A 25,144-nucleotide genomic window follows, 5' to 3' on the forward strand; every position below is an offset into this window, starting at 1 on the left:
GCGGACGCTCGCGGGGCAACGACGAACGTCCACTCCCAACCCGAACCGTTCAGTCAGCCATCCCCTCGGATCGGATCAGGAGAGAACGTCCGGGACCCGATCCATCAACTTGAGGATAGGTTTCGGCCCAGCCGTGCCGCCTCTATCGCGGCGATGTCGATCTTTTTCATGGTCATCATCGCGTCGAATGCGCGCTTGGCCGCCGCGCGATCGGGGTCGGATATCGCCGCGATGAGGGCGCGCGGGGTGATCTGCCATGACAATCCCCATCGGTCCTTGCACCAGCCGCATGCGCTTTCCTGGCCGCCATTGCCGACGATCGCGTTCCACAAACGGTCGGTTTCGGCCTGGTCGTCCGTCGCGATCTGAAAAGAGAAGGCCTCGTTGTGCTTGAAATGCGGGCCGCCGTTCAGCCCGAGGCAGGGAATGCCAACGACGGTGAACTCAACCGTCAGGACATCGCCCTGCCTGCCGTCGGGATAGTCGCCTGGTGCGCGGAGGACGGCGCCGACAGAGCTGTCGGGGAATGTTTCGGCATAGAAGTTCGCGGCGTCAACGGCGCCGCCTTCGTACCACAAACAGATCGTGTTCTTGCTTGTCATTTCGTGTCTCCTGAGGCGTTGAGCACCGACATTCGCCACCGTCAAGATAACATTGGAAGACGACGACAACGCGCAGATAGCGGACCTCCATGTGTGAACTCCCGTCGTGCGAAGGCGCGGCGGGCAGTCAGAATCACTTCGTGTCGCGCGCGCCCGAGGAATACGGTTTTGCTGCGGCGCCGGGTGACGCTCACGCTTTGGCGATTGAGCGTGGCCAACGTCAATCAACACGTCATTACGACCGCACCCGCTTTAGTTCATCGATGCGGAGATGATAACTTCGCAGTAGACAAACTTTATCGCCACACGCGTTGCGAGAATTGCGAAGCCATGCTCGTTGATCCGCTCGTAACCGCGCCTTGTTAACCGATGTTTTTATCTTTTGATCATAGATTTCTGCCAGTGTTTTATCGATGCGGGTAAGTTCCGCATCCCCGCAAATAAGCTGCGCTTGAACAGATATGAGCTTGCTGCAATCAAAACTACGCATCAACGCATCGTTCGTCTCGTATTTAGTTTCCAGTTGCCCAGGCTTGCATAGCCCTTGCAGCGACTTGCAAGCGACGTCGTGCCCGACCCACGCCATGTCTCGCGCACCATATTGCTTAACGAAACGATTGATGCCTGCGTGGCTGACGCCCCTTTGCATTGCGTTTGCCGCGATTATTTCGTTGCAAAGCGAGTCCCCGGTGTAAGTTCGCCCATCSCGCCKGTAGCAACTGTKARAACCGAGCARMCCMGTACCAACAACACTTCGGCGTTCCCCTGAMGCGAACAAGAYYGAAGCGCAAGCGGACGCGCACCTGGCATTATYTGGAACTGTTGTATAGACKCGTACYYTATCCAWKGCATCGACGACTCGGAAAGCGGCCTCAACATTTCCTCCCGGACTGTTTAAAACAAGGGTAACGAGTCCTTCTTCATCACGGTCAGCCATTTTTGCGGACGCCAGGAATTTCTTTGCATCGCCTTCCTGAATCCTCCCCTCCCCGATAACCATTTTCATCTTAATCTGTGGTTGGTAGTAGATCCTGAATTCCATTCCTGGCGCCACACCGGGAAACATAAGCACAGCGAAACAAAACCCGGAAAGCAACCGTTGGATCAAGCTTTGCGCCGCCGCGTTCTTGGCTTCTGGGTGCTTATTGCTGCGCATACGCTCCTCCTTGGAATGTGAAAAGCATAGCCTCGAATCTGTGATGAACGGTGTAATGACCCAGTGAAAATGTGCTTGGGGGGGACCCTTGAAAGGAACTGCATTGCGCATGTTGATGGACGACGATATCAGGCGCTGGACGGCCAGGCGCGAGGGCTTCGGTGATGGAGATGCACCATGACAAGACGGCGGCGGCGGAGGCCACCGATCGTTCGATCTGGCGCACCCTCGGAGATCGAGGACTGGGTAAATGAAGCTGGTTTTTCGAGACTAATGGCGACGCCTAGGTCGAGCGGTGCCGCCGCAGACGAGGCAAATGACCGGCGGGCGGCGGCGTGCCAGCGCATTGGATGGCTGATCAGGCCGAGGGGAGGCTGTTGACAGGCAGCGGATAGCACGACTGTCTTCGGCCAACGCCGGTCGCAGCGCGCCGTCCTCAAACGCAGCCAGTCGTGCCGCACGTGCGTGTGCGTAACTGAGCCGGCAAGCTGGGAGATGACGCCGCATCCCCGCCTTGCATCCGAGTTCCACATGTCGTGGATGGCCTTCCAGGTCCCGTCTTTCTGCTTCTTCCAGGCGGTCACTTACTTTCGTTCTCGCTGACCGACTTGCCGTCGGGTTGCCGCCCAGCGGGGGAGGGAGCGAATGGCGGCTTCAGCCTGAGCGGGCATCCAGGCTCTGCCTGCGGAAGGTCCGGTAAGCCCATGAGCGCTCATCCAAGGGGGCTGGCTCTGGCCAGACTGAACAGCCTCGCCCTGGTCAAGCCGCAGTGGGATGTGGGCGCTTCGGCCCGCTGCGCTATGTGCCTGACGTGTCGCCGGCCTCGCTCAACTGGATGAGTAGCACGGCGTCGCGCTTGTCCAGCAGATGCTGGCGCAGGATCGCGGCAAGCCGCTTGCCATCGCGTGCCTCGAGCGCCGTCAGCATTTCCTCGTGGTCATGGATGGCGCTGTCCCATTTCGGCTTCTGATAGTTCGACCGGTAGCGCAGCGCCTGCAACCTCCGATTCACCGATAGATAGGTCTGACGCAGCGCGACATTCCGGGCCGCTTCGTTGATACGGTCATGAATCTGATGGTTGAAGCTGTAGTAACCGGACAAATCGTCCTTGGCCCGGCATGCCAGCATCGCGTAGTGTAATGCCTTGATCTCCGCCAACTCGATGGCCGTGATGCGCTCGCAGGCCAGTTCCCCGGATAGCGCTTCCAGACCGCTCATCAATTCGAACGTGTCCTGAATCTCCGTCGGCGACAGGCGCGATACCGTCGCGCCCCGGTTGGGCGTGCTTTCGATCAGCCCCTCCGCCGCCAGCACCTTCATGGCCTCGCGCAGGGGCGTGCGGGAGATGCCCAGCGTCTCGCACAACTCACGTTCGTTGAGTTTCGTACCCGCCTTCAAGACCCCCTCGACGATGAACGTCCGCAGATGATCCACCACCGTGTCATGCAAGCGCCGTCGCTCAACCTTGGGTAGCACGGATACGGAAGAATCCGTGTCGGTCAAAATAGAATTTTGCATTCAAATTCCAGAAAACGTTGCTGCATACATTTTAGCAGACACTTAACATTGCTCCAAAAAGCCGCAGAATCCCTCTCCTATGGGGTAAACACTGCGAAATTTTAGCAACATCCGCCCCGTCTCCATGTAGCTCTTCTGCTAGAGTATTTTGTATTCAAAACTCAACTGGAGGAGACCATGCAGAAACTCAACTTCCACCCCGCCGGCCGCCACTTCCTTCAAATCCCCGGGCCGAGCCCCGTTCCCGATCGCATCCTGCGAGCCATCAGCTATCCGACCATCGACCATCGCGGCCCCGAATTCGGGGTGCTTGGCCTCAAGGTGCTGGCCGGGATCCGGCAGATATTCAAGACTGAGCACCCGGTCGTGATCTATCCCGCTTCCGGGACAGGCGCATGGGAAGCCGCGCTGACCAACACGCTGAGTCCCGGCGACACGGTTCTGATGTTCGAGACGGGTCACTTCGCCACGCTCTGGAAGAAGATGGCCGAGAATCTTGGCATCCGGCCAGAGTTTCTCGGCTTGCCCGGCATCGAAGGCTGGCGCCGCGGCGTGCAGGCCGACATGATCGAGGCACGCTTGCGCACGGACTCCCAGCATGCCATCAAGGCGGTGTGCGTGGTGCATAACGAAACTTCGACCGGCGTTACCTCGGACATCGCGGCCGTGCGCAAGGCGATCGACGCCGCGCGGCACCCCGCGCTCCTGCTGGTCGACACGATCTCCGGCCTGGCGTCTGCTGATTACCGGCACGACGAATGGGGCGTGGATGTGACCGTTTCCGGCTCGCAGAAAGGGCTCATGCTGCCGCCGGGCATCAGTTTCAACGCGGTGTCTCCCAAGGCCATCGAAGCCGCCAGGACGGCAGGACTGCCGCGCAGCTTCTGGAGCTGGGACGAGATCATCGAGATGAACCGCACCGGCTACTGGCCCTATACCCCCAGCACAAATCTGCTCTATGGCCTGTCCGAAGCGCTCGACATGATCCTCGGCGAGGGGCTGGACAATGTGTTCGCGCGCCACCAGCGGCTGGCGGAGGCATGCCGCCGGGCAGTGCGCGCCTGGGGGCTGGAGATCCAGTGCGCCGACCCTTCCGCGTACAGCCCGGTTCTCACCGGCGTGATGATGCCCGAGGGGATCGATGCGGACGTTGTGCGCAGGAACATCTATGACCGCTTCAATATGTCGCTGGGCGCGGCGCTCGGCAAGATGAAAGGCCGCATGTTCCGCATCGGCCATCTCGGCGACTGCAACGACCTGACGCTGATGGCGACGCTCGCCGGCTGCGAAATGGGCTTGAAGATCTCGGGCGTGCCGGTCGCGGCAAGCGGGACATCCGCGGCGATGGACTACCTGGCCGCCCATGCCACGCCCTTGCCGCTCAAAGCCGCGGCCTGACGCCGTCCGACGCAACTGTAGTTCCGAAGCGAGGAATTCCGCGCGGCTGCGCCGCGGCGGCCAGCGCCTGGACTGGCCYCCAGCCTTGCGATGCCGGGGAGGGCATCGCGGCGGGAGCCAGTCCGTCACCGGTACGCGGTGGCGCCAATTCCCCGCACCGTACCGATCGCGTGAGGATCGGTGCAGCAGCACAGACATACCTGAAAAAAGCTGAGGAGACGCTGTGGATACTACCCTGCAGGCCGGGACAAAAGTGAGGACCTTCGAGGACGCCGTTTATCGCAAGGTAAGCTGGCGGCTGATACCGTTCCTGATGCTGTGCTTCCTGATCGCTTATCTCGATCGTGTCAACGTTGGTTTCGCCAAGCTTCAGATGTCGCAGCAGTTGGGCTTCAGCGAAACTGTTTACGGCCTGGGCGCCGGCATCTTCTTCATTGGCTACTTCCTGTTCGAAGTGCCAAGCAACCTGGCCTTGCACCGGTTCGGCGCCAAGGTGTGGATCGGGCGCATCATGGTCACATGGGGTGTGCTCTCCGCGTGTTTCGTGTTCGTGGAGACGCCAACCGCCTTCTACACGCTGCGCTTTCTGCTCGGCCTGGCCGAAGCCGGCTTTACGCCAGGCATCGTGTACTACTTGTCCTGCTGGTATCCGGCACACCGGCGCGCCAAGATCATGGCGATCTACTGCATGGGCTCGCCACTGTCCGGCATCATTGGTAACCCGTTGTCCGGCTTCCTGATGGGCAGCATGGGCGGCATCGCAGGCTGGGCCGGATGGCAATGGATGTTCTTCATCGAGGCCGTTCCCGCAGTCCTGCTAGGCCTCTTCTGCTTCTACTATCTGGACAACTCGATTGCCAAGGCCAAATGGCTCTCCAGCGAGGAGAAGCGCGTGCTGGAGTTGGCCAAGGCGGAGGACGTCAGGTCGGCGGACCCGCAGGCGCGCGTCGGCAACGTCTTCACCGACCCACGCGTCTGGCTCATCAGCCTGATTTGTTTCTGCTATGTCACCGGCCAGTACGGCATTACCCTGTGGCTGCCGACCTTCATCAAGTCCACAGGCGTCACCGACCCCATCCATATCGGCTTGCTGAGCGCGATCCCCTATGTGGCGGCGATTGTCACGATGTACTTCTTCGCAAAGAGCGCCGACAAGCATCGCGAACGGCGCTGGCACCTGATCGTGCCCTGCATGATGGGAGCGATCGGCTTCCTGGCGCTGCCCTGGGTCATGCACAGTACCGCGCTGTCGCTGGTGTTCCTGTCAATTGCCGCGGCCGGCATCCTGACCTGCACGCCGCTGTTCTGGTCGCTGCCGACTGCTTTCCTGAGCGGTGCCGCGGCGGCCACGGCAATCGCCATGAGCAACTCGATCGGCAATCTCGCGGGCTTCACCAGCGGCTACATGATCGGCTATCTCAGGGACGTGACGCAGAGTGGCACCAGCGCCTATTACATGATCGCGGCAATGCTGATCATTGGCGCCTTTGCCATCTGGACCTTGCCTGCCAAGCTGGTCAACCGATAACAACGGGAAGCGGTGCGCCGGCGCCGCACCGCTTCCCCGCACCCCCAACGACTCGGGCGCCCGTAGCGGGCGCATGGAAGACTCTCATGAACAGTGCATTCGAATCGAAAACGGACGGACCAGATACGCAAGCGCCGTTCAACCTGTTGGAGGCCACCGTTGCCACCGTGCATGCCGCGATGCGTGACGGCCGGCTGACGGCACGGCAACTGGTGYGCGGCTACCTGGACCGGATCTCAGCCTACGATCAAAGCGGCCCCCGCATCAACAGCATCCTCCGGCTCAACCCGGAGGCGCTGGCAGAGGCGGAACGCATGKACGCCCGGGCCGCCGGGAAGCCGGCGCAGGCCCTGGCTCCTCTCCACGGCATCCCGGTGCTGATCAAGGACAATATCGAATGCGGTGGCATCGAAACCACCGCAGGCTCGCCTTGCCTTAGGGGCAATATGGCCGCGCAGGATGCGTTTATTGTCCAGCGGCTGCGCCGGGCAGGCGCCATCGTCCTGGCAAAGACCAACCTGCACGAGCTTGCCTCCGGGGGGGAGACCGTCAGTACGGAGCTTGGCCAGACCTTGAACCCATACGACCTGACGCGAACGCCCGGCGGCTCAAGCGGGGGCACCGGCGCCGGCATCGCAGCCAACTTCGGCCTGCTCGGGATCGGAACCGATGGGGTCAACTCGATCAGGTCGCCGGCCTCGGCTAACAATCTCGTCGGCCTGCGCCCAACCATGGGCCTTGTCAGCCGAACGGGGCTCGTTCCCTGCGGTCTGACGCAGGACACCATCGGGCCGATCACACGGACCGTTGCGGATACCGCTGTACTACTCGACGCAATAGCCGGGCACGACCCGGCCGATCCTGTCTCGAGCCAGGGCGCCTCCCACATCCCCGCGAGTTATACGGCCTTTCTCGATCCCGACGGGCTCAAGGGCGCGCGCATCGGCGTACTGCGCCATTTCTTCGGCGATGGGCCCGAGCATCGGCCCGTCAACGCCGTCATGCAGCAAGCACTGGCCGTCATCGAAACACAGGGCGCGGAACTGGTCGCGGTGGATGACGCCATCAGCCCTGATGAACTCCTGGCGTCCACGCTCGTGCATCACTACGAGATGGAGCACGATCTCGATGCCTACCTGGCCCGGCTCGCACCGGGCGTGGGGGTGCGGTCGCTGAAAGACATCATCGCATCGGGGCAAGTGCACGCAAGCGTCGCGGGAACGCTGACCACGGCAGTGGCGCTCGCGGGCAAGGACGCGGAATACCGCGAGCGCTTGCAACGTCAGCAGGCATTGCGCCAGCGGCTACTGAATCTGATGGAAGCGCAGCGGATCGACGTGCTGGCCTTTCCGCATCAGCGCCGCCTGGTGGCGCCAATCGGCGAGGCCCAAGCCGATCGCAACGGCGTACTCGCATCTGCCACCGGCTTTCCGGCGATCGTGATTCCAGCGGGGTTTTCCGCCGCGGACCGCAATGCGCCGCAGGGCGTGCCGGTTGGATTGGAGCTCTTCGGCCGTCCGTTTTCGGAACCCGTGCTGATAAGGCTGGCCTATGCGGCCGAGCAGGCTCTGCGCGCGCGCCGGGCGCCGTACGCGGCACCGGCGCTCGAATAGGGGCGTATCGGAACGAATCTTCATTGCTGCTCTACAAACGCCAGCCGATCCAGGCGGCGAGAAGTTTGCGGATATACCGTGACGACCTCAAACGAGGAGGAGACAAAGATGGGCGCAGAAGTGGTAGTTCAATCGTCGAGTTCCCCACAGCAGCACGAGCTCGACCGGGCAATGGATGGCATCGGCGTGACGGCTTCGCACAAGAAGATCATCTTCATGATCATGCTGGGTGTGATGTTCGACGTCTTCGAGCAGAATGCGGTCGGCCTGGTTGGCCCCATGCTGCGGGAGCAATGGGGTATCTCAGTGGCGCAGATCGGCTTTCTGAACACACTGACCTTCAGTGCCGCCGCGCTCGGACGCATCGGATCGGGCTATATCGCGGATCGCTATGGCCGGCGCACCATGCTGAGTGCAAACCTGCTGCTGTTCACGCTGGGCGCCATCATCTGCGCGCTGGCGCCGAACTATGCGGTGCTGGCTGCGGGCCGCTTTATCGTCGGCATCGGCCTGGGCGGGGAGATATCCATTGCTGTGACGATGCTGGCCGAGTTGTGCTCGACCCGCTTCCGGGGTACGGCGGTAGGCATGGTTAGCGTGGGCAGCGGTGGTCTTGGCAATATGCTGGCGCCCGCCTTTGGCCTGGCCGTGTTCGCCATGTTCCCGGGACCGGACAACTGGCGCTGGCTGTTCGCCTGCCTGGTGGTCCCCGCGTTCTTTGTCGTGTTCTATCGACGTTTTATTCCGGAGACACCGCGGTTCCTGTTGTCCAAGGGACGGGTAGACGAGGCTAACCGCGTGCTGTCGATCCTGGCGTCGGGCCGGCTGGGCAAGCTCGCAGGTGAGCCGACGCCGTACATCAAGGCATCGGTGCAGGATGAGGCGCCGCGCGCCAAGGTGCGGCTGAGCGACGTATTCAAAGGCCGTCTGGGCCGACGCACGATCGCGCTCGGGATTGCGGTGTCCATGACATACGGGGCGCAGATTTCCGTACTGACGCTGATGCCGACGATTCTGATGTCACAGGGCTACACCATTTCCAAGAGCTTGCTCTTCACCATGGTGATGCAGAGCGGCAGCCTGTTCGGCGCGCTCGCGGCTTCGTACTGCGGCTATCACATCCCGCGCAAGCGCGTGCTGACGGTAGGCGCCGGGCTGGCGTGCACGGCCGGACTATGCTTCGGCTTCCTGACGTATAACGTCGCCCTGGTACTGCTGTTCGGCGCGGCCTTTACGTTCTGTGTCGTGTTGCTCAACACCTCGATCTGGATCTTCGCGCCGGAGCAATATCCCACGCACGTTCGCGCGTTCGGCACTTCCCTGATCCTGGCGCTCGGCACGCTGGCCGGGGCACTGACACCGCTGATCAGCGGCCGGGTGTTCGAAACCTACGGCGTCGGCGGCATGTTCAGCATGCTGGCAGCGATGTACGCTGTTTTCGCACTGAGTGTCCAGTTTGCGCCGGAAACCTTCGGCCGCGCCATGGGCGAGACAGCCGCCGACGACGAAGCCGATCTCGCGGTAGGTGGTAGTGCGGCCAGCGCAAGCGGCTCCTGATCGGCGCATCGCGATGAACCACATCCTGCTGATCAATCCGAATACGTCGCAGTCGACCACGCAGATGATGGTTGACATCGCGCGTGCCACACTTGCCGGCGACCTGGAGATCCGCGGCCTGACGATGGCGCGCGGTGTGCCGATGATCGTCGACGAGGCAGATCTGCGCGCCGCCGCGGACGCGGTCGGCGCCATGGATCTGCCCGGCGCCGGTCCGGATCGCGCAGGCGTGCGCGCTGTCATCGTCGCCGCATTCGGCGATCCCGGCGCGGACGCGCTTCGGCGCAGGCTAGCCGTGCCGGTGGTGGGGATCGGCGAAGCCGCCATGCGAGAAGCGGCGCAGCATGGGCGTCGATTCGGTATCGCCACGACGACGCCGTTCCTGGCGTCCTCGATTGAAGCCAATGTACGGCGCTACGGACTCGATGCCAGCTTCACGGGTGTGCGTTTCACCCGCGGCGATCCTCGCATGCTTGGCCTTGACCCGGCGGCGCTGGAAGCCGCACTGGCAGAAGCGGTCCGGGCCTGCGTGGAAGCTGACGGAGCACAAGCGGTGGTGATAGGAGGTGGCCCGTTGGGCCAGGCGGCCCAGGCCTTGAGCGCGCGTTTTTCCATTCCCGTGATCGGTCCGGTGCCAGCAGCGTGCCGCAGCCTGCTGCGCGCGCTTGCCGCGAGCGAGTCGCGGAGTCATTCAAATCCTTCATTCAAGGAATTGCCCTAAGCATGACATCAACCAACATCGATACGGTCGCGCAGGCCCTGCTTTGCGCACGGCGCGAGCACCGTTGCGCCGACGCGGAGCGCTTCGCCACGGCGCTTGACAATCCGGAGCAGGCCTACGCCGTGCAGTCGGTCGTGGCTCGCTCGCTTGGCTGGCAAAAGACAGGCGCCGGGTACTGGAAATCCGGCGGGCCTTCACGCGAGGCGCAACTGACACACGCCGAACTTCCGTCCGCCGGGGTGTGGACCAGCCCCGCGCATGCCGGGGACTGGCCCTTCACGTGGCGCGGCATTGAGGCCGAGATCGCGCTGCGGCTCGGGCGCGGGGTGGACGCCGCGCAGGCGGCCGCCCTCGATGGTCCGGGCGCGGCCGCGCTGATCGACGCGATGGCGGTCTCGATTGAGGTCGTCGACTCGCGCTGGCAGCAGTACGTCGCCGCACCTGCGCTACTGAAGCTGGCTGACCTGCAGGCCCACGGGGCGCTTGTGCTTGGCGAGTGGCGTGACTATGAAGCGCGAGACTGGGCGGCACAGCGTTGCCGGGTGCAGATTGGCATGGAATCGATCGAACGCCGTGGCACCCATGCCCTGGGCGATCCGGCCTACGGACTGGTGGCCTGGCTGCGCCACGCCACGCGCGCGGGCCGAAGCGTGGAAGCCGGCACCGTCGTCACCACGGGCACCTGGGTCGGAATTCTGGCGGCGTCGGCTGGCGACCTTGTGACAGCGGAATTCGAAGGCATTGGCCGCGCCTCGATCCAGTTCTGAGGATGGCGGGACAATCGGGATTCATCGAGGCGTAACCGGTGGTCGGCACGCCTTCTTTTTCGGTCTCCCGCAGGGCCAGGCTTATCGCAACAGATAGAGCGGAAACTGCCCACCGTTCATCGGGAAAGCTGCGCCAGCCACTTCACCGAGCGCTTCCATTGCACCCAACCCACCCATCGATATGCCGCCGGCACAGTCCACGCTCCTCCCGGCGTCAGTGCAGGCAGTGAAAAGCACCAGGGCTGCGAGCCCGGCCCAAACCAGCTTGCTCATGAACTTCTCCTCGCGATTCCGGCAGGCAAGGGGAGTGGGAGTCGCCGGGAATCGGGGCGGCGAGTCCCACGATGATTTCAGCAGTCGCAACCTTCGGTCCACGCTCAGGCGGGCCTGATGTTCTGGTTCACGCGGAACAGGTTTGCAGGGTCGTACTTGCGCTTGATCTCCGCCAGTCGCGCATAGTTGTCGCGATAGGCAGCCTTCACGTTGTCGTTGCCTTCGTCCATCATCATGTTGATGTAGCCGCCGCCGGCCGAGTGCGGATGCAGCGCCAGCCAGTAGTCCTTGGCCCACTGCACGATGCGGTCGTTGTTGGCCGGGTCGGGATCGACGCCGACAATCACGCTGGCGAAGCTCGCATCGCGGTAGCTGAACGCGGTGTCATTCGGGCCCGCGCGATGCGCCGCGCCGTTGATGGGATACAGGTGCATGGTCGAGTGCATGGACGGCAACTGATGCCCATACTTGATGTGCAGATCGATGGCCTTGTCGCTCAGGTCGCTCACGAAGTCGGCTTTCCAGTACCACTGAAGGCCAGGCGGATACAGCGCGTCGAACAGGCTCTGCAAGACCGGCCAAGGAATGGAGCCGGCAAAGTCCACCGCTGGCGGCATGGCGTCGCGAATCGGCTTGAACCGCGCCTCGGCCTGATCGAGTGGACCCGTGTAGCACCACACCACGGCGCACATCTTCTGCAGGTGGACAGACTCGGGGAACGGCGGCCCGGGCGGCACCGTCACAAAGCCGAACCAGCCATTGATGTCCTGCGGCGCAGTCAGGATGAAATCGCGCCACCACTTCATCAACTCGCGCGCCTGGTCCATCGGCCACAGCATCGGGCCGCCGTAGACCGTGCCGACGGGATGGGCCTTGAACTCGAATGAGGTGACCACGCCGAAGTTGCCGCCACCGCCGCGCAGCGCCCAGAACAGGTCCGCGTTCTCGTCGCTGCTGGCATTGACCAGTCGCCCGTCGGCCAGAACGACCTCGGCGCTAAGCAGGTTATCGATCGTCAGGCCGTAGGCGCGGCTAAGGTAGCCAATGCCCCCGCCAAGCGTCAGCCCACCCACGCCCGTGGTCGAGATGAAGCCGCTCGGCGTCGCCAGTCCATAAGCGCTGGCGGCGTGGTCCACATCGCCCCAGGTGCAGCCGCCACCAACCCGAATGGTGCTGCGCTTCGGATCGACAAACACGCCTTTCATCGGCGACAGGTCGACCACCAGTCCGCCATCGCATGTGCCGAGCCCCGCGCCATTGTGCGCACCGCCACGTACGGCCAGCAGCATTCCGCTGTCTCGCGCGGCGTTCACCCCCGCAATGACGTCCGCGACATCCGTGCAGCGCGCGATCAGTGCCGGGCGCTTGTCAATCATGCCGTTGTACACCGCGCGTGCCTGGTCATAGGCCGCATCGCCAGGCTGAATCAATTGCCCCCGAAAATGCGGCTTCAGCGCCGTGACGACGGTTTCACTCAGAGCACCTTCCATGGTTGCCTCCTGTCCGGTAGGTATGCAGGAGTTTTATCAACCTCGGCGTTTGAAAGGCGTTAGGCGCACCGTTATATGCGCCAATCTCCGACGCGGCTGGCCCGGAGCGGCCAAACCATCACTAACGCGCCAGTAACGCGCGCGCCCGGACGATGTCGGGCTGGTCGAAGCCCTCGGCGAATCGGGCGAGCGGCGGCTCGACCACTCGGCGCGCGCCGATACCCTCCCGTGGCTCGCGCAATGCCGCCAGCGACAGCGCGGCGCGTAGCTCGAGAGGGCGAGCCCGTTGAGCGGCGGCGATCTCGATCGCCTTGATCAGCGACGATTCGGCTTCGGCCAGGTTGGCGCTGCGTTGCAGCAGAAGCTCGCCGCGCAGGCGATAGAGCTCCGCGTCCAGCCAGTGCTCGCCAGTGTGCTCCGCATGATGGAGCGCCTGATCCAGCGCCGCAAGCGCGGCCTCGGTCTCGCCCACGTCACCCAGGCATTCCGCCAGCATGCCGAGATACAGCGGCAGCCGCAGGCGCGCGCCGGTGCCATGAAAGCCCTCGATCGCCGCCCGCATTGCCGCCACGGCGTCGGCGCCGGGCGACTGCTTTGCATTGGCCCAGGCGAGCAGCACGTCAGCCCAGGCAAGGTAGTAGCCGACGTGGTACTGATCGGCGATCGAACGTGCCTGTCGGGCGTAGTGAAGCGTGAGACCGTGCTGCCGGCGCAGGGCATGCTGCGTTGCAAGATAAGACAGCGCCAGCGCCTGGGAGAACGGGTGTGCCAGCCGGTTTGCCACCTCCAGCGCTTCGCGTCCACGCCGGAGGGCCTGATCGGCAAGCCCGGTGAACCAGAATGCATGGGCCGACCACGCCGAGGCCAGCACGCCGAAGTTTCCGCCCATCAACGACACATGCTCGGCGTGCTGGGTTTCGTCATAAGCGCCGATCGCGCGTTGATACGCTGGCTCCGCCGCCACCCAGTCACCCTGCTGGACCAGGCTCCCCATGATGTTGGTCCATGCCATCGACGCGTAGGTACCCGACCCGGAAGTGCCCAATCCCGCGATGAGTTCCTCGCTCAGGCTCCGTGCCTGGGCAAGCTCCGCACTGACGACGAGAAAGAAGGCAAGGCTGACCTGGGCGCGCGCCTGCTGACCGAAGTCGCCCGCCTGTCTGCTGAGCTCCACGGCGCGCCGCAGTGGCGTGTCGAGCTCCGGTGCCGCCCACCCACGGGAAATGCGAATCGGCGGCGCAAGGTCGAGTTGCAATGCCAGCGACTGCTGAGCGCGCTCTTGCGGATCGACGATCTGATCGGCTTGCGCCAGCCCGCGCCGCAGCAGGGCGATGGCATCGTCATAGGCGTACACACTCTGCGCAACGCCGGCCGCGCGCCGATAGAACGCGGCTGAATCGGTTGGCAGGCCCGCCTGTTCGTAGTGCGCGGCAATCTGCGCGCTGGCAGCGTCGAGATCATCGTCCGGCGCCTGTTCAAGTGCGCGTGCCACGCGTTGATGCAGGCGGCGGCGTTGCAGCGGACTGACCTCGGCGTACGCCACGTCCCGGATCTTGTCGTGGCTGAAGTCAAAGGCAATGCCCCCGCTGTCCGGCTGGCGCACGATGCCTCGTTGCCAGAGTTCATCCAGCGCATTCGTGAGGGCGTCCTCGCGCACGTCGCTCGCCTGGGCCAGCACATCGGCGGTGAATGCTCGCCCGATGATCGCCGCGACGCCGACGATATCGCGCGCGGCAGGCGACAGTTGCGCAAGACGGTTCGAGATCACCGTGTACACCTTGGGTGGCAACTTCGGGACCGTGCCGTGCGGYGTGCCGCCGGCCGTCGCGGTGCCGGACCGGGCGCGCATCATCTCGACCGTGAACAGGGGATTGCCTTCGCTTTCCTCGAATAGCCGGGTTGCCTCCGCATCGGCCAGCGGCCGATTGATGATCTGCGCCGCGATCTTCGCAGTTTCGGCGGCATCCAGCGCGCCCAGCAACATCTCCGTGAGCTGGTCGTCGCGCCGCAAGGCGTCAAGCAGCTGGCTCACGGCGTGCAAGGGCGTGAGGTCTTCATGCCGCGCCGTGGCGACCACGAGGAGCTTCGCGCTCACGTCGAAGCGCATCAGGAAACGTAGCCATTCAAGCGTCTCCGCGTCGCACCATTGCAGATCGTCGAGCAACAGCAGCAGCGGCCCGTCTGTCGCCAGCACGGCGCGCGCCAGCGCTTCGAAGAACCGCTGGCGCTGCCAGTATTCGGTGAGTGGGGAGGGCGGAGGCAGGCCGGGTTGTTGCGTCAGCAGCTCTGGCAACAGGCGCGCGACTTCGGTCAGCCACAGTCTGTCGAGTCCGCTCATCGCTTCGTGCAAGGCGGGGCTGCGCAGCCAGCCGGTGACCGGCGCAAACGCGACCCGCCCCTCGGCCGCGTACGCGCGCGAGTGCGTCGTGGTGAAGCCTTGCCCGGAAAGGTGCACGAGCAATTCCTCCGCCAGGCGCGACTTGCCGATGCCTGCTTCGCCCGAGATCAGGGCGAACTGCTTGTCGCCAAGCTGACTACGCTGCCACACTTCGAGAAGCCGCCGCCATTCGTCGTGGCGTCCGATCATTGACAGCATGGGGTCCCGTGGGCGTCGACGCTGTGTTGGCGCAGCCTGGGCAGCAAGGCGCGCATAGGCCTCGCGCAAGGCTTCACTGGGCACGATGCCCAGCTCGCGCGTGAACGTTTCAACGCAGTTGCGATAGGCGCGCAGCGCGGATGCATGATCGTGATTCAGGGCATGCAGGCGCATCAGCGCCATATAGGTGGGCTCGCGTAATGGGTCGAGCCGCTGCAACTGCTGCGAGTGTTTCAACGCCTTTGCGTAGTCGCGCCTGTCCTCGCTCAACAGGCTGAGCCGCACGAGCGCCGCGATGCACGCTTCGCGTAACTGATCGCGCTGCGGGGCGATCCATTCATCGTAACAACTGGCTAGCAGGTCGCCCCGATACAGCTCCGCTGCATGCGTCAGGCGCTCTTCCTCGGTGGCCGCGTCGTTGTTGCTTGCGGCCCGCGCCGCGGTGGCCAGGGCCGACTGAAACTGCGCGACATCGAGATCGAACGCGGAATCGGGCAACCATCGCACCATTTGCGCGTCGGCGTGGACGAAACTGGCTGCGTGCGGCCATGACTTGCGTAGATGAAACAGGAGCTGACGCAATGCGTTGCGTGCCTGCGCTTGCGTGGAATCGGGCCAGAACAGGAAGGCGAGTTGCTGGCGCGACTGCGGCACGTCTCGATGCAAAATCAGATAGGCAAGCAGCGCCTGCAAGCGGGGAGAATTCGCGTCAGGCATCGGCGCGTCGGCGCCGTCGAGATGGAACTCGCCGAACAGTCGGACAGAGTAGCGAGCTTCAGGCGCCATGCTGGTCACCGGAGATCTAGGCGACTTCGGCGGCGTCGTGGAGGCCGGCCCACGTCCTGGTACGCTGGACTGCCGATGGCGGTGCGGACGCACTCGACAAACATGCGTAATCGCGCAGGCACGCATCGGACTTCAGCGTGGGCGATGTCAATGGACTCCGGAGCCGGAGGCGATGCGCCATGCCGGGTAGGCGCCAGCCGTCGTGTCGTGCGTCTCAGCAGGGTTGCTCCCAAGGAATTTTTTCCAGATCGGCCAAGCGCTCGCTGACGACGGATTCGGACAGATGGAGGCGGCGCGCGGCCTCGCTGATCGCGCCAGCCTCCACTACGGCGACGAAGCCGACCACGCCTTCGAGCTTGCGCATTGTTCGGAGCATCCGGATGGCAGTTCTGCGTTCTTCAGTGTAGTGCGAACTACGCTCGCCGCAGAAGCTTGCCGGGACGAAAGCGAAACCGCCCGACGGGTTCGCGGCTTGACACGTGCGTTAAACGCCATAGTCTCCACGCGGTATGTGCGCTGCATCATGGGATCCGCCTCGACGCTTTCGTCGAGATGTCACGCAATCGCCGCGTGCTGGCGGCAGGAGGTCCCTTGGAAAGCTCGACGGCGTTTGCGTCGCTTGGCGTAACGGGCCCGTTCACGCATGTGCGTTTCGACTATGTGCTCCAGGACGCGCTGTGCGAAGACGAAATGATGGCCGCGAGCCGATACGATACGGCGGCGCTCCGATCGCGCGGATCGGCGTGGTAGGGCGGCATCGTCCTGATGCCGTTGGCGCAGCCCGCTCCGCTCCTATGAGCGGAGGCCGAACAAGCCGTGCCAGAACGAATCGAAGGCGCCGGGGTGACGCCCGGGCCGCGTCACCTCGTCGGGGTTTGACGCCGCCGCACCGGCGGGCGGCGGGGCGGCCTCGGTGTCAGGCGCGTCCGCGGCCGGCACGGTTGCCCGCCGCGACTCCTGCAAGGCCCATGTGCTGTCCGCGATGCGTGCCGCCAGTTCCGCGTCGCAGTCCCGGCCGAGCAGCACGCCGAAGATGACGTCGCGGTTGTGGCCGTCGTCGGCAAAGCGCATCGCGATGGCGACCATCTTTTCGTAGTGTTCCTGCGCGACGCGCTGGGCTTCGCCTTGCGCCTCGCGCTCCTGCGCTTCCTGCGCCTCGCGCTCGGCCTGGCAGCGCCGCATCTCCCGCTCGAATACCTCGTCGTAGATCTGGCGCTGCCCGGCATCGGAAAGAATGGTGTAGGCATCCCGGATCTCCTGGAATGCCTCGTGCGCCTGCGCCTCGCGGCCAAGGTTGCGGTCGGGGTGCCACTTCATCGCGGCGCGGCGGTAGGCGCGCTTGATCTCGTCCAGGGTAGCGTCCGATTGCACGCCGAGGGTCGCGTAGAGGGTGGTCATGGGCCTGGGGCGGCTGCTGGGGGGCTTTTATCCTAGCACGGGGTGGCGCGCCAGCAGCGTCACCCGCCGTGTCGACGTGATGTCGTTATTGGTAGCGCACTTCTACGCATATCGACGCCATTCGGCACGGCGCACGCCTACGGCAGCCCCGGGGAGATCGCCGCCTCGCTCGGGCAGGCCAAGGGCAAGCTGCGCGAAGTGTTCGGCCGGCCACCATGAGCACTGGCTGCGCGCCCCGGCTCGCTTGCGCGATTGCGCTAATGAGTAAATGCTTGTTTCCATGTCACCTTCACGGAGCCACATCATGGACACTCGAAGTGAGCTGCAAGCCACCGTGGACGCCCTGGTTCAAGCGGGCAAAGGCCTGCTGGCCGCCGACGAGAGCGGGCCAACGATCRCCAAGCGGTTCGAGCGCATCGGTGTGGCATCGAGCGAGGAGAGCCGCCGGGCGTGGCGCGACCTGCTTCTGTCGACACCAGGTCTTGGTGAATTCATCAGCGGCGTGATCCTGTACGAGGAAACACTGGGCCAGCGCGCCGACGATGGCACGCCGCTGCCGGAGCTGGCGGCGCGCCATGGCATCGTGCCCGGCATCAAGGTGGACAAGGGCAAGCTCGCGCTAGCCCACGCTCCCGGCGACGAGATCACCGAGGGCCTCGACGGGCTGGCCAAGCGGCTTGCCGGCTATCGCCAGCAGGGCGCGCGCTTTGCCAAGTGGCGCGCGGTGTACAACGTGTCCGACAAACTGCCCGGCCGGCTTGCCATCCAGGCCAATGCGGAGGCGCTGGCACGCTATGCCGCGATCTGCCAGGAGACGGGCGTGGTGCCCATCGTCGAGCCCGAGGTGCTGATGGATGGCGCGCACTCCATGGCGCGTTGCGCCGAGGTCACCGAGACCGTGCTGCACGAAGTCTTTCACGCTTTGCACCGGCATGCGGTGGTGCTCGAACACATGCTGCTGAAACCCAGCATGGTGCTCCCCGGCAAGGAGGCCGGCCACGCGACGCCGGCCGAGGTTGCCATGCAGACCCTGCAGGTGCTCAAGCGCACGGTGCCGGCGGCGGTGCCGGGCATCTTCTTCCTGTCCGGCGGCCAAACGCCTACTGAGGCCACCGCCAATCTCGATGCCATGAACCGGCTCGGCCCGCTGCCCTGGCGGCTGGCCTTTTCCTACGGACGCGCCTTGCAGGAGCCGCCCCTGCTGGCCTGGCGCGGCGAGGCCGCTAACGCGGCGCAAGCGCAACGGGCGCTGCTGCAGCGCTCCCGGCTGAATGGCATGGCCTGCCTGGGGCAATATGAAGCGGCGCTGGAGACCGCTGCGGGCTGAGCTTTCGGCAGGCGCGGTCTGGACCGGGCGCTCAAACGCTTGCGCGCTGCCTGCATCAGGCGCCCGCGCTGCTCGGGTTCCGCGGGCGCCTTGTAGACCGAGTGACGTCGCCGCGAGCATCACATGCTTGCGCTTCCAGCCTGCGGTAAGCGCGCTCAGTATCGGCGCAGGAAAGGTCGCTGCGAAGTCTGCTTCAGCCGGTTAAGGAACCAGCGGCCGGCGGGGCCGGGCGGCGTGTCCTTGCGGTAGACCGCGAACATGGCGATCGGCGGGGTACGCGGCTGGAAGCTTTCCAGCCGCAACGCCACCAGGTCGCCCGCATCGATATCCCCCTGCACCATTGCCGCTGGCATGTGCCCCCAGCCGAAGCCGGCGCGCAAGAAGGCATGCTTCGCGCCCAGATCGGCCAGGCGCCAGGTCAGCGGCGAGAAGACGCCGAAGGTCTCCCCCTCGGTCAGCGTGGTGCGGTCGGTCAGGACCAATTGCACGTGGCCCTCCAGTTCGCGTACCCGGATAGCCCCCTTGCGCGATGCCAGAGGATGCGATGGCGCGGCCACGGTGACCATTGGCACGTCGAGCAGCTTTTCCGCATCCAGCGTCTCGGGAACCGCGGGCATCGATCCGCTGATGCCAAGCCGGCAAACGCGCTCGATTACCGGGCGCATGACCGCGCCAAGCGCCTCTACATACAAGCGCAGCGGGGTGTGTGGAAAAGCATCGCGGAACTCGCCCACTGTCACCGTCAGTGACGCCATCGGGTACATGACATCCACCACCACAGACAGCTCGGGTTCAAGTCCTTCGGCAATCGCGCGCGCCTTGGATTTGAAGCCGTCCATGCCGCTCACCACCAGCCGCGCCTGCGCCAGAAGCGCGGCGCCCTGCTCGGTCAGGCGCGGGTAGCGGCCGCTGCGATCGAACAACTGGACATCGATTTGTCCCTCCAGGTTGGCGAGCGTCTGGCTCACCACCGACTGCGCGCGCCGCAGCTTCCGCCCCGCCGCGGAGAAGCTGCCCTCGTCGGCGGCCGCGATGAAGGTGCGTAGCTGGTCCAGGGATACGCCATCAAGCATGTATCTATTCCTTAGATGGATTTCATCTAGAAATATAGGCTACCAATATATATGTCAAGCACCTAACCTTCGGTCATGTCATCGCCGAAGGAGATTTTCATGGAGTACGCAACGCAGACCCGTCACGCCGGAGACGCGGGCCAGACCCAGCACCACGCCGCGCAGCCGGATGCGGCGAGCCATCGTGCCATCGTGCTGCGTACTGGTGGCCGCCGGCATGGTCCCGTTTCACGGATCGTCAGTCCCGGCGACGTTGGCAAGCTGATCAAGCCCTTCGTCTTTCTCGACTACTTCGATTTCGCACCCTCAGGCGACGCGTTGTTCCCCATGCACCCGCACTCGGGCATCGCTACCCTCACCGTGCTGCTCGAGGGCGAACTGCACTACGAAGATACGACCGGCGCGGCCGGCGTGTTGGCGGCGGGCAGCGTCGAATGGATGCGGGCGGGCAACGGCATCTGGCACGCAGCCAGTCCCGCGAAGGGGAGCCGCTTCCAGGGCTATCAACTGTGGATCGCCCTGCCGCGCAGCCTGGAGAACGGCACGCCGCACAGCCAATACCTTCCGGCATCCTCGATACCGCAATCAGGACCGGTGCGCCTGGTACTGGGCTCACTGGCTGGAAAAGACAGCCCGGTTGCCGCGCCGTCCGGCGTGGCACTGCTGCACGTGTGCCTGGCGGCGGGCCAAAGCTGGCGCTATCAGCCGCCCGCAAGCCACACCGTGGCCTGGGCACACGTCAACCGTGGCACGCTCGCGACGGGTGGCGAGTTGCTGCAGGACGAACTCGCGGTCTTCTCACAATCCGAGGACGCGCTCGATTTCACCGCCAAAACAGATGCGGATTTCATCGTCGCGTCGGCGGTCCCCCATCCGCACGACCTGGCACTTGGCTACTACTCAGTCCATACATCGAACGACGCGCTCCGCAGGGGCGAAGCCGAGATCGCCAGGATCGGGACGCAGTTGCGCGCCGATGGTCGTCTGCGGTGATGCGAGTGACTCCCAGGCAAGGCATTTACCGCTTTATCTCCACGTTCCATTCTTCATTACGTACTTTCCATTTCTTCACCCAAGGATGCAAACCATGAACTCGACGACCGCAACTTCGCACCTGGCCCTTCCCCTGATCGGCCGTACCCTCATCGCCACCATCTTTCTCGTCAGCGGCCTTGGCAAGCTGATGGCGCCCGGCGCGACCATCGCTTACATCGGCTCGCTCGGCCTGCCTGTGCCGCTGCTGGGCTATCTCGGTGCGCTGGTGCTGGAACTGGCGGGCAGCGTGCTGTTGATTGCCGGCTATCGCACGCGATTGACTGCTGCGCTGCTTGCCGCCTACGCCGTGGTCACGGCGCTGATCTTCCATCACGCGCTCGGCGATCAGAACCAGATGTTCCACTTCCTGAAGAACCTGGCGATGGCCGGCGGTCTGCTGCAGGTGGTGGCCCATGGCGCCGGCGCGCTTAGCATCGACGGTCGCCGCAGCACGACCGGCACGCGCGCCGTCGCGGCGCATTGAATGCCACGTACCCAACAATCCGGGAGCACGTAGTTGCAGGTTCGCGGCAAGAATCTCCGCTACCACCGCGCCCGACACGCAAGGAAATATCATGAGCGTCGCAGCAGAGTTGTTGCAGCAACACCTCCAGTGGCTGGTTGATGACCACCAGCAATGGCAGGAACTGATTGCCGCGGACATCGTATGGGAACTGCCCTACGCGCCGGGCATCGGGCATCCGTCGAAATTGAGCGGCCGGGACGCGGTGATCCGCCATGTCTCCTGGTTCATCGGTGCGGTATCGAATTTCCGCTTCTTCGACGCCGAGATCCTACCCGCGGCAGACCCTCGTCAAGCCGTTGCGCGGGTGCACGCCGAAGGGCTGATCCAGTCGACCGGCCGCATCTACCGGCAGGAGTACGTCGTGTTCTTGACGGCCCGCGACGGCAGGATCGCGCATCTGCGCGAATACTTCGACCCGGTGCAGGCCGCGCTGGCACTTGATACCCCGATCGTCGGCATTACCGCAAGGAGCCTTTGATGAAAGCCATTCGTGTAGCCGCCTACGGCGGCCCCGATTCCCTGTCGCTGCAGGAACTCGATGATCCTCGCCCCGGTGATGGCGAGGTGCTGATTGATGTCGCCGCCACCTCGGTCAACCCGATTGACTGGAAGATCGTCAGTGGGGCCATGCAAGCCTTCATTCCGCTAACCTTTCCCTTCACGCCCGGGGTGGATGCCGCGGGGACTGTCATTGCGGTTGGACGCAATGTCACCACACTGGTGCCGGGAGACGAAGTGCTGGGCTTCATCGGCATCGTCGGCGGCTATGCAACGCGTGCCGTGGTGGATGCGGGGCGCCTTGCCCGCAAGCCGAAGGGCCTCGGGTTCCTGGAGGCCGCTGGCATTCCCGCGGCGGCTTTGACTGCCTGGCAAGCGCTGCACGACCACGGCAAGCTTCAGGCGGGACAGAAAGTCCTGATCCATGCCGCAGCTGGCGGTGTCGGTAGCGTGGCCGTGCAGTTGGCGAACCTGGCCGGCGCACAAGTGATCGGCACCGCTTCGGCCGCCAACCGGAGCTACCTCCAAGGCCTGGGGGCGACGGACGTGATCGACTACACCGAGGACGATTTTGCCGCCAAGGTTTCGGATGTCGATCTTGTACTCGACCTGGTCGGCAGCGACACGCAAGTGCGTTCCTGGTCAGTGCTCAAGCGCGGTGGCACGCTGGTATCCAGCGTCAGCCCGCCGGATGCCAGGCGCGCCCATGAAGTCGGCGCCGACGGAAAGCACTTTGCGACGCGCCCTGATGGTGCCCAGCTCTCCGCGCTGGCCATGCTTTACGAATCAGGCAGACTGCGCGTCGAAATTGAGTCCACTTATCCACTGGATCGAGCCGGAGAGGCAATGGCGAAGAGCATGGCCAGGCATGTGCGCGGCAAGGTGATTATCCAAACGGCATAAGGCGCCGGCTGGCACGCGCGCGAGGCGATGCCGTCCATCTTCTGCCCGCCGAACGGCCGGTGAAGGGGCGGGGCCGCCGGTCCGACTCTACGTGCGGTCCCCTTTGCGCGCCATCAGTACGGAAGCCGTGGCGCCCGATGCATCGCAACGTCCGTCTACCAAGACGAGGTTCCCCCGCGCGCCCTGAGCAGTTTCCCTTCAAAGTGCGCAACCAGGAAGTCGAGGAACGCCCGGACCTTGGCCGACATGTTCAACCGCTCAGGGAAGACGGCAAAGATGTCGGCTGGTGGCAAGGCATAGTCTTCGAGCAGCAAGACCAGGCGGCCGCTTCGGAGGTACTTGGCAAGGTCCCACTCCGCGCGCTGCAAGATCCCTTGCCCGGCCAGGCCCCACGTCAGCGTCACTTCGCCATCATTGCTGCTCAGGGCGCCGCGCACCTTTACCGTTTCCGTCTTCTTGCCTTTGACGAAGCGCCAGATGCCATAGGCGGAGTCGTTCTGGCGCAGCACGATGCATTGATGCTGGGTCAGATCATGTGGCGTGATCGGCGTGCCGTGTGCATTTAGATAGGAGGGCGCGGCGCAGACCAGGCGCCGGTTGTCGGCAATCTTCCGCGCTATAAGGCGTGTGTCAGGAATCTCGCCGAACCGGATTCCTATGTCGAATCCCTCATCGCCCAGGTTCATCGGCCTGTCCGTCAGGTGGAGCTGCACCTCCATTTGTGGATACCGTTTCGCGAAATCGGATATCGCGGGCGCGATGTAGGTTCGCCCGAATCCCAGCGGGGCATTGACGCGCAACGTCCCACGCGGCGCCACATGGCTGCTGGAGATCAGTTGGTCGAGATCCTCGATCTCAGCAAGCAGGCGCCGGGCGTGCTCGAGGTAGACCTCTCCCTCGGCAGTCAGGCCGATGCGCCGCGTCGTCCGGTTCAGCAACCGCACGCCAAGCCGCTTTTCCATTTGAGCCAGCCGTTTGCTGATGGCGGCGGGGGTGACGTCTTGTTCACGCGCTGCCGCTGACAGGCTGCCCGCCTTGGCCAGGCCAGCGAAGAAGGCAAGTTCGGAAGGCTGTCCCATCTTCAACCTCAAGTTAATATTAGTTTGAAATTAAGTTTATCTTACTCCCTCAGTTTTCAACGATAGTTAGGTCACAGAAGGCGCCGGCAAGCCTGGCGGTTGAAAGCGGCCTTCGGTGTGTGGAAAACAATGCGAGGAGCAACGCTATGCGTGAATACAAGATTGCAGCCATCCCTGGCGATGGCATCGGCCCGGAAGTCATCTCTGCCGGTTTGCAAGTGCTGGAGACCCTGGCGGGACAAGACGGCGGCTTCAGGCTGAGCGTCGAGCATTTTCCCTGGAGCTCCGACTACTATCTGGAGAAAGGCTACTACATCCCCGAAGGCGGGCTGGAGCGCCTGAAGCAGTTCGACGCCATCTTCTTTGGCGCAGTGGGCGCCCTGAACGTACCCGATCACGTGTCGCTGTGGGGCCTGCGTCTGCCTATCGCCCAGGGCTTCGACCAATACGCCAATGTGCGTCCGGCGCGCGTCCTGCCAGGGGTGAAGAGCCCGCTGGCGAATGGCAAGGACATCGACTGGGTCATCATCCGCGAAAACTCGGAAGGCGAGTATGCCGGCAATGGCGGTCGTACTCACCGTGGCCTGCCCATCGAGACCGGCACTGAAACAGCAGTCTTCACGCGCGCCGGGGTCGAACGGATCCACCGCTTCGCATTCGAGATCGCGCGGAAGCGCCCCCGCAAACACCTCACCCTGGTGACCAAGTCGAACGCGCAACGCTTCGGCATGGTGATGTGGGACGAGATCTTCTATGAAGTCGCCAAGGACTATCCGGACGTCAAGGTTGACCGCGAACTGGTCGATGCCGTGACCACGCGCATGGTGTTGAAGCCCCATACGCTGGACGTGGTGGTCGCGACCAACCTGCACGCCGACATCCTGTCCGACCTGGCGGCAGCGCTGTCCGGCAGCCTCGGCATCGCGCCGACCGCCAACCTGAACCCGGAACGCGTGTTTCCGTCGATGTTCGAACCGATCCACGGTTCTGCCTTCGATATCACGGGCAAGGGCGTGGCGAATCCCATCGCCACCTTCTGGACCGCGGCCATGATGCTCGAGCATCTGGGCGAGAAGCCCGCGGCGGACCGCCTGATGGCAGCCATCGAGCAGATCACCGCCAACGGCGTCTTCACCCCGGATCTGGGCGGCAATGCGACCACCGCATCTGTCACCGAAGCCATCTGCAAGGTGTTGGCCGATCAGGTCAAGAAGGCGGCCTGAAGCTGGAAAAGCAGCGCGGCTTGCCGCGCCGCAGCAAACCGCTGGCGGGTTAGCACCGGCACAGGTGCCCCGCACCG

The 25,144-nt window shown here is 64.0% G+C and carries 23 protein-coding genes; 13 read left to right on the top strand and 10 right to left on the bottom strand.

The features are described from left to right. Positions 1-104: 104 nt before the first annotated feature. From AC1DKD_RS05175 to AC1DKD_RS05185, 3 genes are all read right to left on the bottom strand, one after another. Entirely contained in the window at positions 105-602 is a 498-nt protein-coding gene (locus AC1DKD_RS05175; RefSeq protein ID WP_045240303.1) for a VOC family protein, read from the bottom strand. Between the two features lie 235 nt (positions 603-837). Then, positions 838-1,251, bottom strand: a complete 414-nt coding sequence (locus AC1DKD_RS05180; RefSeq protein ID WP_477143048.1) for a lysozyme inhibitor LprI family protein — start codon at positions 1,249-1,251, stop codon at positions 838-840. A gap of 1,305 nt (positions 1,252-2,556) precedes the next feature. Beyond that, entirely contained in the window at positions 2,557-3,276 is a 720-nt protein-coding gene (locus AC1DKD_RS05185; RefSeq protein WP_441630505.1) for a GntR family transcriptional regulator, read from the bottom strand. 177 nt (positions 3,277-3,453) lie between these two features. Between AC1DKD_RS05185 and AC1DKD_RS05190 the strand changes: the two genes are divergently transcribed. The 6 genes from AC1DKD_RS05190 (at position 3,454) to AC1DKD_RS05215 (ending at position 10,860) form a co-directional block, all read left to right on the top strand. Next, positions 3,454-4,674 carry a pyridoxal-phosphate-dependent aminotransferase family protein gene (locus AC1DKD_RS05190; RefSeq protein WP_441630507.1) on the top strand — a complete coding sequence of 407 codons (1,221 nt, stop codon included), beginning with the start codon at positions 3,454-3,456 and terminating at the stop codon, positions 4,672-4,674. Between the two features lie 223 nt (positions 4,675-4,897). After that, a complete protein-coding gene (locus AC1DKD_RS05195; RefSeq protein ID WP_045240300.1) occupies positions 4,898-6,202 on the top strand; it encodes an MFS transporter in 1,305 nt (434 codons plus the stop codon). A gap of 86 nt (positions 6,203-6,288) precedes the next feature. Next, a complete protein-coding gene (locus AC1DKD_RS05200) occupies positions 6,289-7,815 on the top strand; it encodes an amidase family protein (protein WP_477143049.1) in 1,527 nt (508 codons plus the stop codon). A 108-nt stretch (positions 7,816-7,923) separates the two neighbouring features. Then, positions 7,924-9,372 (top strand): MFS transporter, encoded by a 1,449-nt coding sequence (locus tag AC1DKD_RS05205; protein WP_441630512.1) that lies wholly within the window; start codon positions 7,924-7,926, stop codon positions 9,370-9,372. A 13-nt stretch (positions 9,373-9,385) separates the two neighbouring features. Beyond that, a complete protein-coding gene (locus AC1DKD_RS05210; RefSeq protein WP_441630514.1) occupies positions 9,386-10,093 on the top strand; it encodes an aspartate/glutamate racemase family protein in 708 nt (235 codons plus the stop codon). 2 nt (positions 10,094-10,095) lie between these two features. Beyond that, a complete protein-coding gene (locus tag AC1DKD_RS05215) occupies positions 10,096-10,860 on the top strand; it encodes a fumarylacetoacetate hydrolase family protein (protein ID WP_441630516.1) in 765 nt (254 codons plus the stop codon). An 81-nt stretch (positions 10,861-10,941) separates the two neighbouring features. Here the strand turns inward: AC1DKD_RS05215 and AC1DKD_RS05220 are convergent, their stop codons facing one another. The 4 genes from AC1DKD_RS05220 to AC1DKD_RS05235 all read right to left on the bottom strand — a co-directional run bounded on the left by AC1DKD_RS05220 (position 10,942) and on the right by AC1DKD_RS05235 (position 16,369). Next, a complete protein-coding gene (locus AC1DKD_RS05220) occupies positions 10,942-11,133 on the bottom strand; it encodes a hypothetical protein (RefSeq protein WP_441630518.1) in 192 nt (63 codons plus the stop codon). A gap of 104 nt (positions 11,134-11,237) precedes the next feature. Further along, positions 11,238-12,623, bottom strand: a complete 1,386-nt coding sequence (locus AC1DKD_RS05225; RefSeq protein ID WP_441630519.1) for an FAD-binding oxidoreductase — start codon at positions 12,621-12,623, stop codon at positions 11,238-11,240. A 121-nt stretch (positions 12,624-12,744) separates the two neighbouring features. Further along, entirely contained in the window at positions 12,745-16,005 is a 3,261-nt protein-coding gene (locus AC1DKD_RS05230) for an ATP-binding protein (RefSeq protein WP_477111858.1), read from the bottom strand. 214 nt (positions 16,006-16,219) lie between these two features. Further along, positions 16,220-16,369: a helix-turn-helix domain-containing protein gene (locus AC1DKD_RS05235; protein ID WP_441630523.1), complete on the bottom strand. Its 150-nt coding sequence runs from the start codon at positions 16,367-16,369 to the stop codon at positions 16,220-16,222. Between the two features lie 227 nt (positions 16,370-16,596). On the opposite strand from AC1DKD_RS05235, the gene AC1DKD_RS05240 reads away from it, so the two are divergent. Continuing rightward, a complete protein-coding gene (locus tag AC1DKD_RS05240; RefSeq protein WP_441630525.1) occupies positions 16,597-16,755 on the top strand; it encodes a hypothetical protein in 159 nt (52 codons plus the stop codon). A 42-nt stretch (positions 16,756-16,797) separates the two neighbouring features. On the opposite strand, the gene AC1DKD_RS05245 is transcribed toward AC1DKD_RS05240, so the two are convergent. Continuing rightward, on the bottom strand, positions 16,798-17,403 hold the full coding sequence (locus AC1DKD_RS05245; protein WP_441630527.1) for a J domain-containing protein: 606 nt from the start codon (positions 17,401-17,403) through the stop codon (positions 16,798-16,800). 304 nt (positions 17,404-17,707) lie between these two features. Between AC1DKD_RS05245 and AC1DKD_RS05250 the strand changes: the two genes are divergently transcribed. Next, positions 17,708-18,730: a class I fructose-bisphosphate aldolase gene (locus AC1DKD_RS05250; protein WP_477143050.1), complete on the top strand. Its 1,023-nt coding sequence runs from the start codon at positions 17,708-17,710 to the stop codon at positions 18,728-18,730. A 155-nt stretch (positions 18,731-18,885) separates the two neighbouring features. Here the strand turns inward: AC1DKD_RS05250 and AC1DKD_RS05255 are convergent, their stop codons facing one another. Further along, positions 18,886-19,803 carry a LysR family transcriptional regulator gene (locus AC1DKD_RS05255; RefSeq protein WP_441630531.1) on the bottom strand — a complete coding sequence of 306 codons (918 nt, stop codon included), beginning with the start codon at positions 19,801-19,803 and terminating at the stop codon, positions 18,886-18,888. A 99-nt stretch (positions 19,804-19,902) separates the two neighbouring features. Between AC1DKD_RS05255 and AC1DKD_RS05260 the strand changes: the two genes are divergently transcribed. The 4 genes from AC1DKD_RS05260 (at position 19,903) to AC1DKD_RS05275 (ending at position 22,765) form a co-directional block, all read left to right on the top strand. Continuing rightward, a complete protein-coding gene (locus tag AC1DKD_RS05260) occupies positions 19,903-20,796 on the top strand; it encodes a pirin family protein (protein WP_441630533.1) in 894 nt (297 codons plus the stop codon). A gap of 85 nt (positions 20,797-20,881) precedes the next feature. Beyond that, positions 20,882-21,322 carry a DoxX family protein gene (locus tag AC1DKD_RS05265; protein ID WP_441630535.1) on the top strand — a complete coding sequence of 147 codons (441 nt, stop codon included), beginning with the start codon at positions 20,882-20,884 and terminating at the stop codon, positions 21,320-21,322. A gap of 91 nt (positions 21,323-21,413) precedes the next feature. Further along, positions 21,414-21,842 (top strand): nuclear transport factor 2 family protein, encoded by a 429-nt coding sequence (locus AC1DKD_RS05270; RefSeq protein ID WP_441630537.1) that lies wholly within the window; start codon positions 21,414-21,416, stop codon positions 21,840-21,842. Beyond that, on the top strand, positions 21,842-22,765 hold the full coding sequence (locus AC1DKD_RS05275; RefSeq protein ID WP_441630570.1) for an NADP-dependent oxidoreductase: 924 nt from the start codon (positions 21,842-21,844) through the stop codon (positions 22,763-22,765). The genes AC1DKD_RS05270 and AC1DKD_RS05275 overlap by 1 nt, the downstream gene beginning before the upstream one ends. A gap of 155 nt (positions 22,766-22,920) precedes the next feature. Here the strand turns inward: AC1DKD_RS05275 and AC1DKD_RS05280 are convergent, their stop codons facing one another. Continuing rightward, positions 22,921-23,844, bottom strand: coding sequence for a LysR substrate-binding domain-containing protein (locus AC1DKD_RS05280; RefSeq protein WP_441630539.1), 924 nt, complete (start codon positions 23,842-23,844; stop codon positions 22,921-22,923). 146 nt (positions 23,845-23,990) lie between these two features. On the opposite strand from AC1DKD_RS05280, the gene AC1DKD_RS05285 reads away from it, so the two are divergent. After that, the gene (locus AC1DKD_RS05285; protein ID WP_441630541.1) at positions 23,991-25,067 is read left to right on the top strand and encodes a tartrate dehydrogenase; all 1,077 of its coding nucleotides are present in this window, start codon (positions 23,991-23,993) and stop codon (positions 25,065-25,067) included. Positions 25,068-25,144: the final 77 nt, after the last annotated feature.

It is taken from the genome of Cupriavidus sp. 05T313 (genome assembly GCF_056396665.1).

Bases quoted from the DNA above. Each gene is read 5' to 3' on its own strand.
- AC1DKD_RS05175 (WP_045240303.1), bottom strand. From the start codon at position 602: ATGACAAGCAAGAACACGATCTGTTTGTGGTACGAAGGCGGCGCCGTT.
- AC1DKD_RS05180 (WP_477143048.1), bottom strand. From the start codon at position 1,251: ATGCAAAGGGGCGTCAGCCACGCAGGCATCAATCGTTTCGTTAAGCAA.
- AC1DKD_RS05185 (WP_441630505.1), bottom strand. From the start codon at position 3,276: ATGCAAAATTCTATTTTGACCGACACGGATTCTTCCGTATCCGTGCTA.
- AC1DKD_RS05190 (WP_441630507.1), top strand. From the start codon at position 3,454: ATGCAGAAACTCAACTTCCACCCCGCCGGCCGCCACTTCCTTCAAATC.
- AC1DKD_RS05205 (WP_441630512.1), top strand. From the start codon at position 7,924: ATGGGCGCAGAAGTGGTAGTTCAATCGTCGAGTTCCCCACAGCAGCAC.
- AC1DKD_RS05210 (WP_441630514.1), top strand. From the start codon at position 9,386: ATGAACCACATCCTGCTGATCAATCCGAATACGTCGCAGTCGACCACG.
- AC1DKD_RS05215 (WP_441630516.1), top strand. From the start codon at position 10,096: ATGACATCAACCAACATCGATACGGTCGCGCAGGCCCTGCTTTGCGCA.
- AC1DKD_RS05220 (WP_441630518.1), bottom strand. From the start codon at position 11,133: ATGAGCAAGCTGGTTTGGGCCGGGCTCGCAGCCCTGGTGCTTTTCACT.
- AC1DKD_RS05225 (WP_441630519.1), bottom strand. From the start codon at position 12,623: ATGGAAGGTGCTCTGAGTGAAACCGTCGTCACGGCGCTGAAGCCGCAT.
- AC1DKD_RS05235 (WP_441630523.1), bottom strand. From the start codon at position 16,369: ATGCGCAAGCTCGAAGGCGTGGTCGGCTTCGTCGCCGTAGTGGAGGCT.
- AC1DKD_RS05245 (WP_441630527.1), bottom strand. From the start codon at position 17,403: ATGACCACCCTCTACGCGACCCTCGGCGTGCAATCGGACGCTACCCTG.
- AC1DKD_RS05255 (WP_441630531.1), bottom strand. From the start codon at position 19,803: ATGCTTGATGGCGTATCCCTGGACCAGCTACGCACCTTCATCGCGGCC.
- AC1DKD_RS05260 (WP_441630533.1), top strand. From the start codon at position 19,903: ATGGAGTACGCAACGCAGACCCGTCACGCCGGAGACGCGGGCCAGACC.
- AC1DKD_RS05265 (WP_441630535.1), top strand. From the start codon at position 20,882: ATGCAAACCATGAACTCGACGACCGCAACTTCGCACCTGGCCCTTCCC.
- AC1DKD_RS05270 (WP_441630537.1), top strand. From the start codon at position 21,414: ATGAGCGTCGCAGCAGAGTTGTTGCAGCAACACCTCCAGTGGCTGGTT.
- AC1DKD_RS05275 (WP_441630570.1), top strand. From the start codon at position 21,842: ATGAAAGCCATTCGTGTAGCCGCCTACGGCGGCCCCGATTCCCTGTCG.
- AC1DKD_RS05280 (WP_441630539.1), bottom strand. From the start codon at position 23,844: ATGGGACAGCCTTCCGAACTTGCCTTCTTCGCTGGCCTGGCCAAGGCG.
- AC1DKD_RS05285 (WP_441630541.1), top strand. From the start codon at position 23,991: ATGCGTGAATACAAGATTGCAGCCATCCCTGGCGATGGCATCGGCCCG.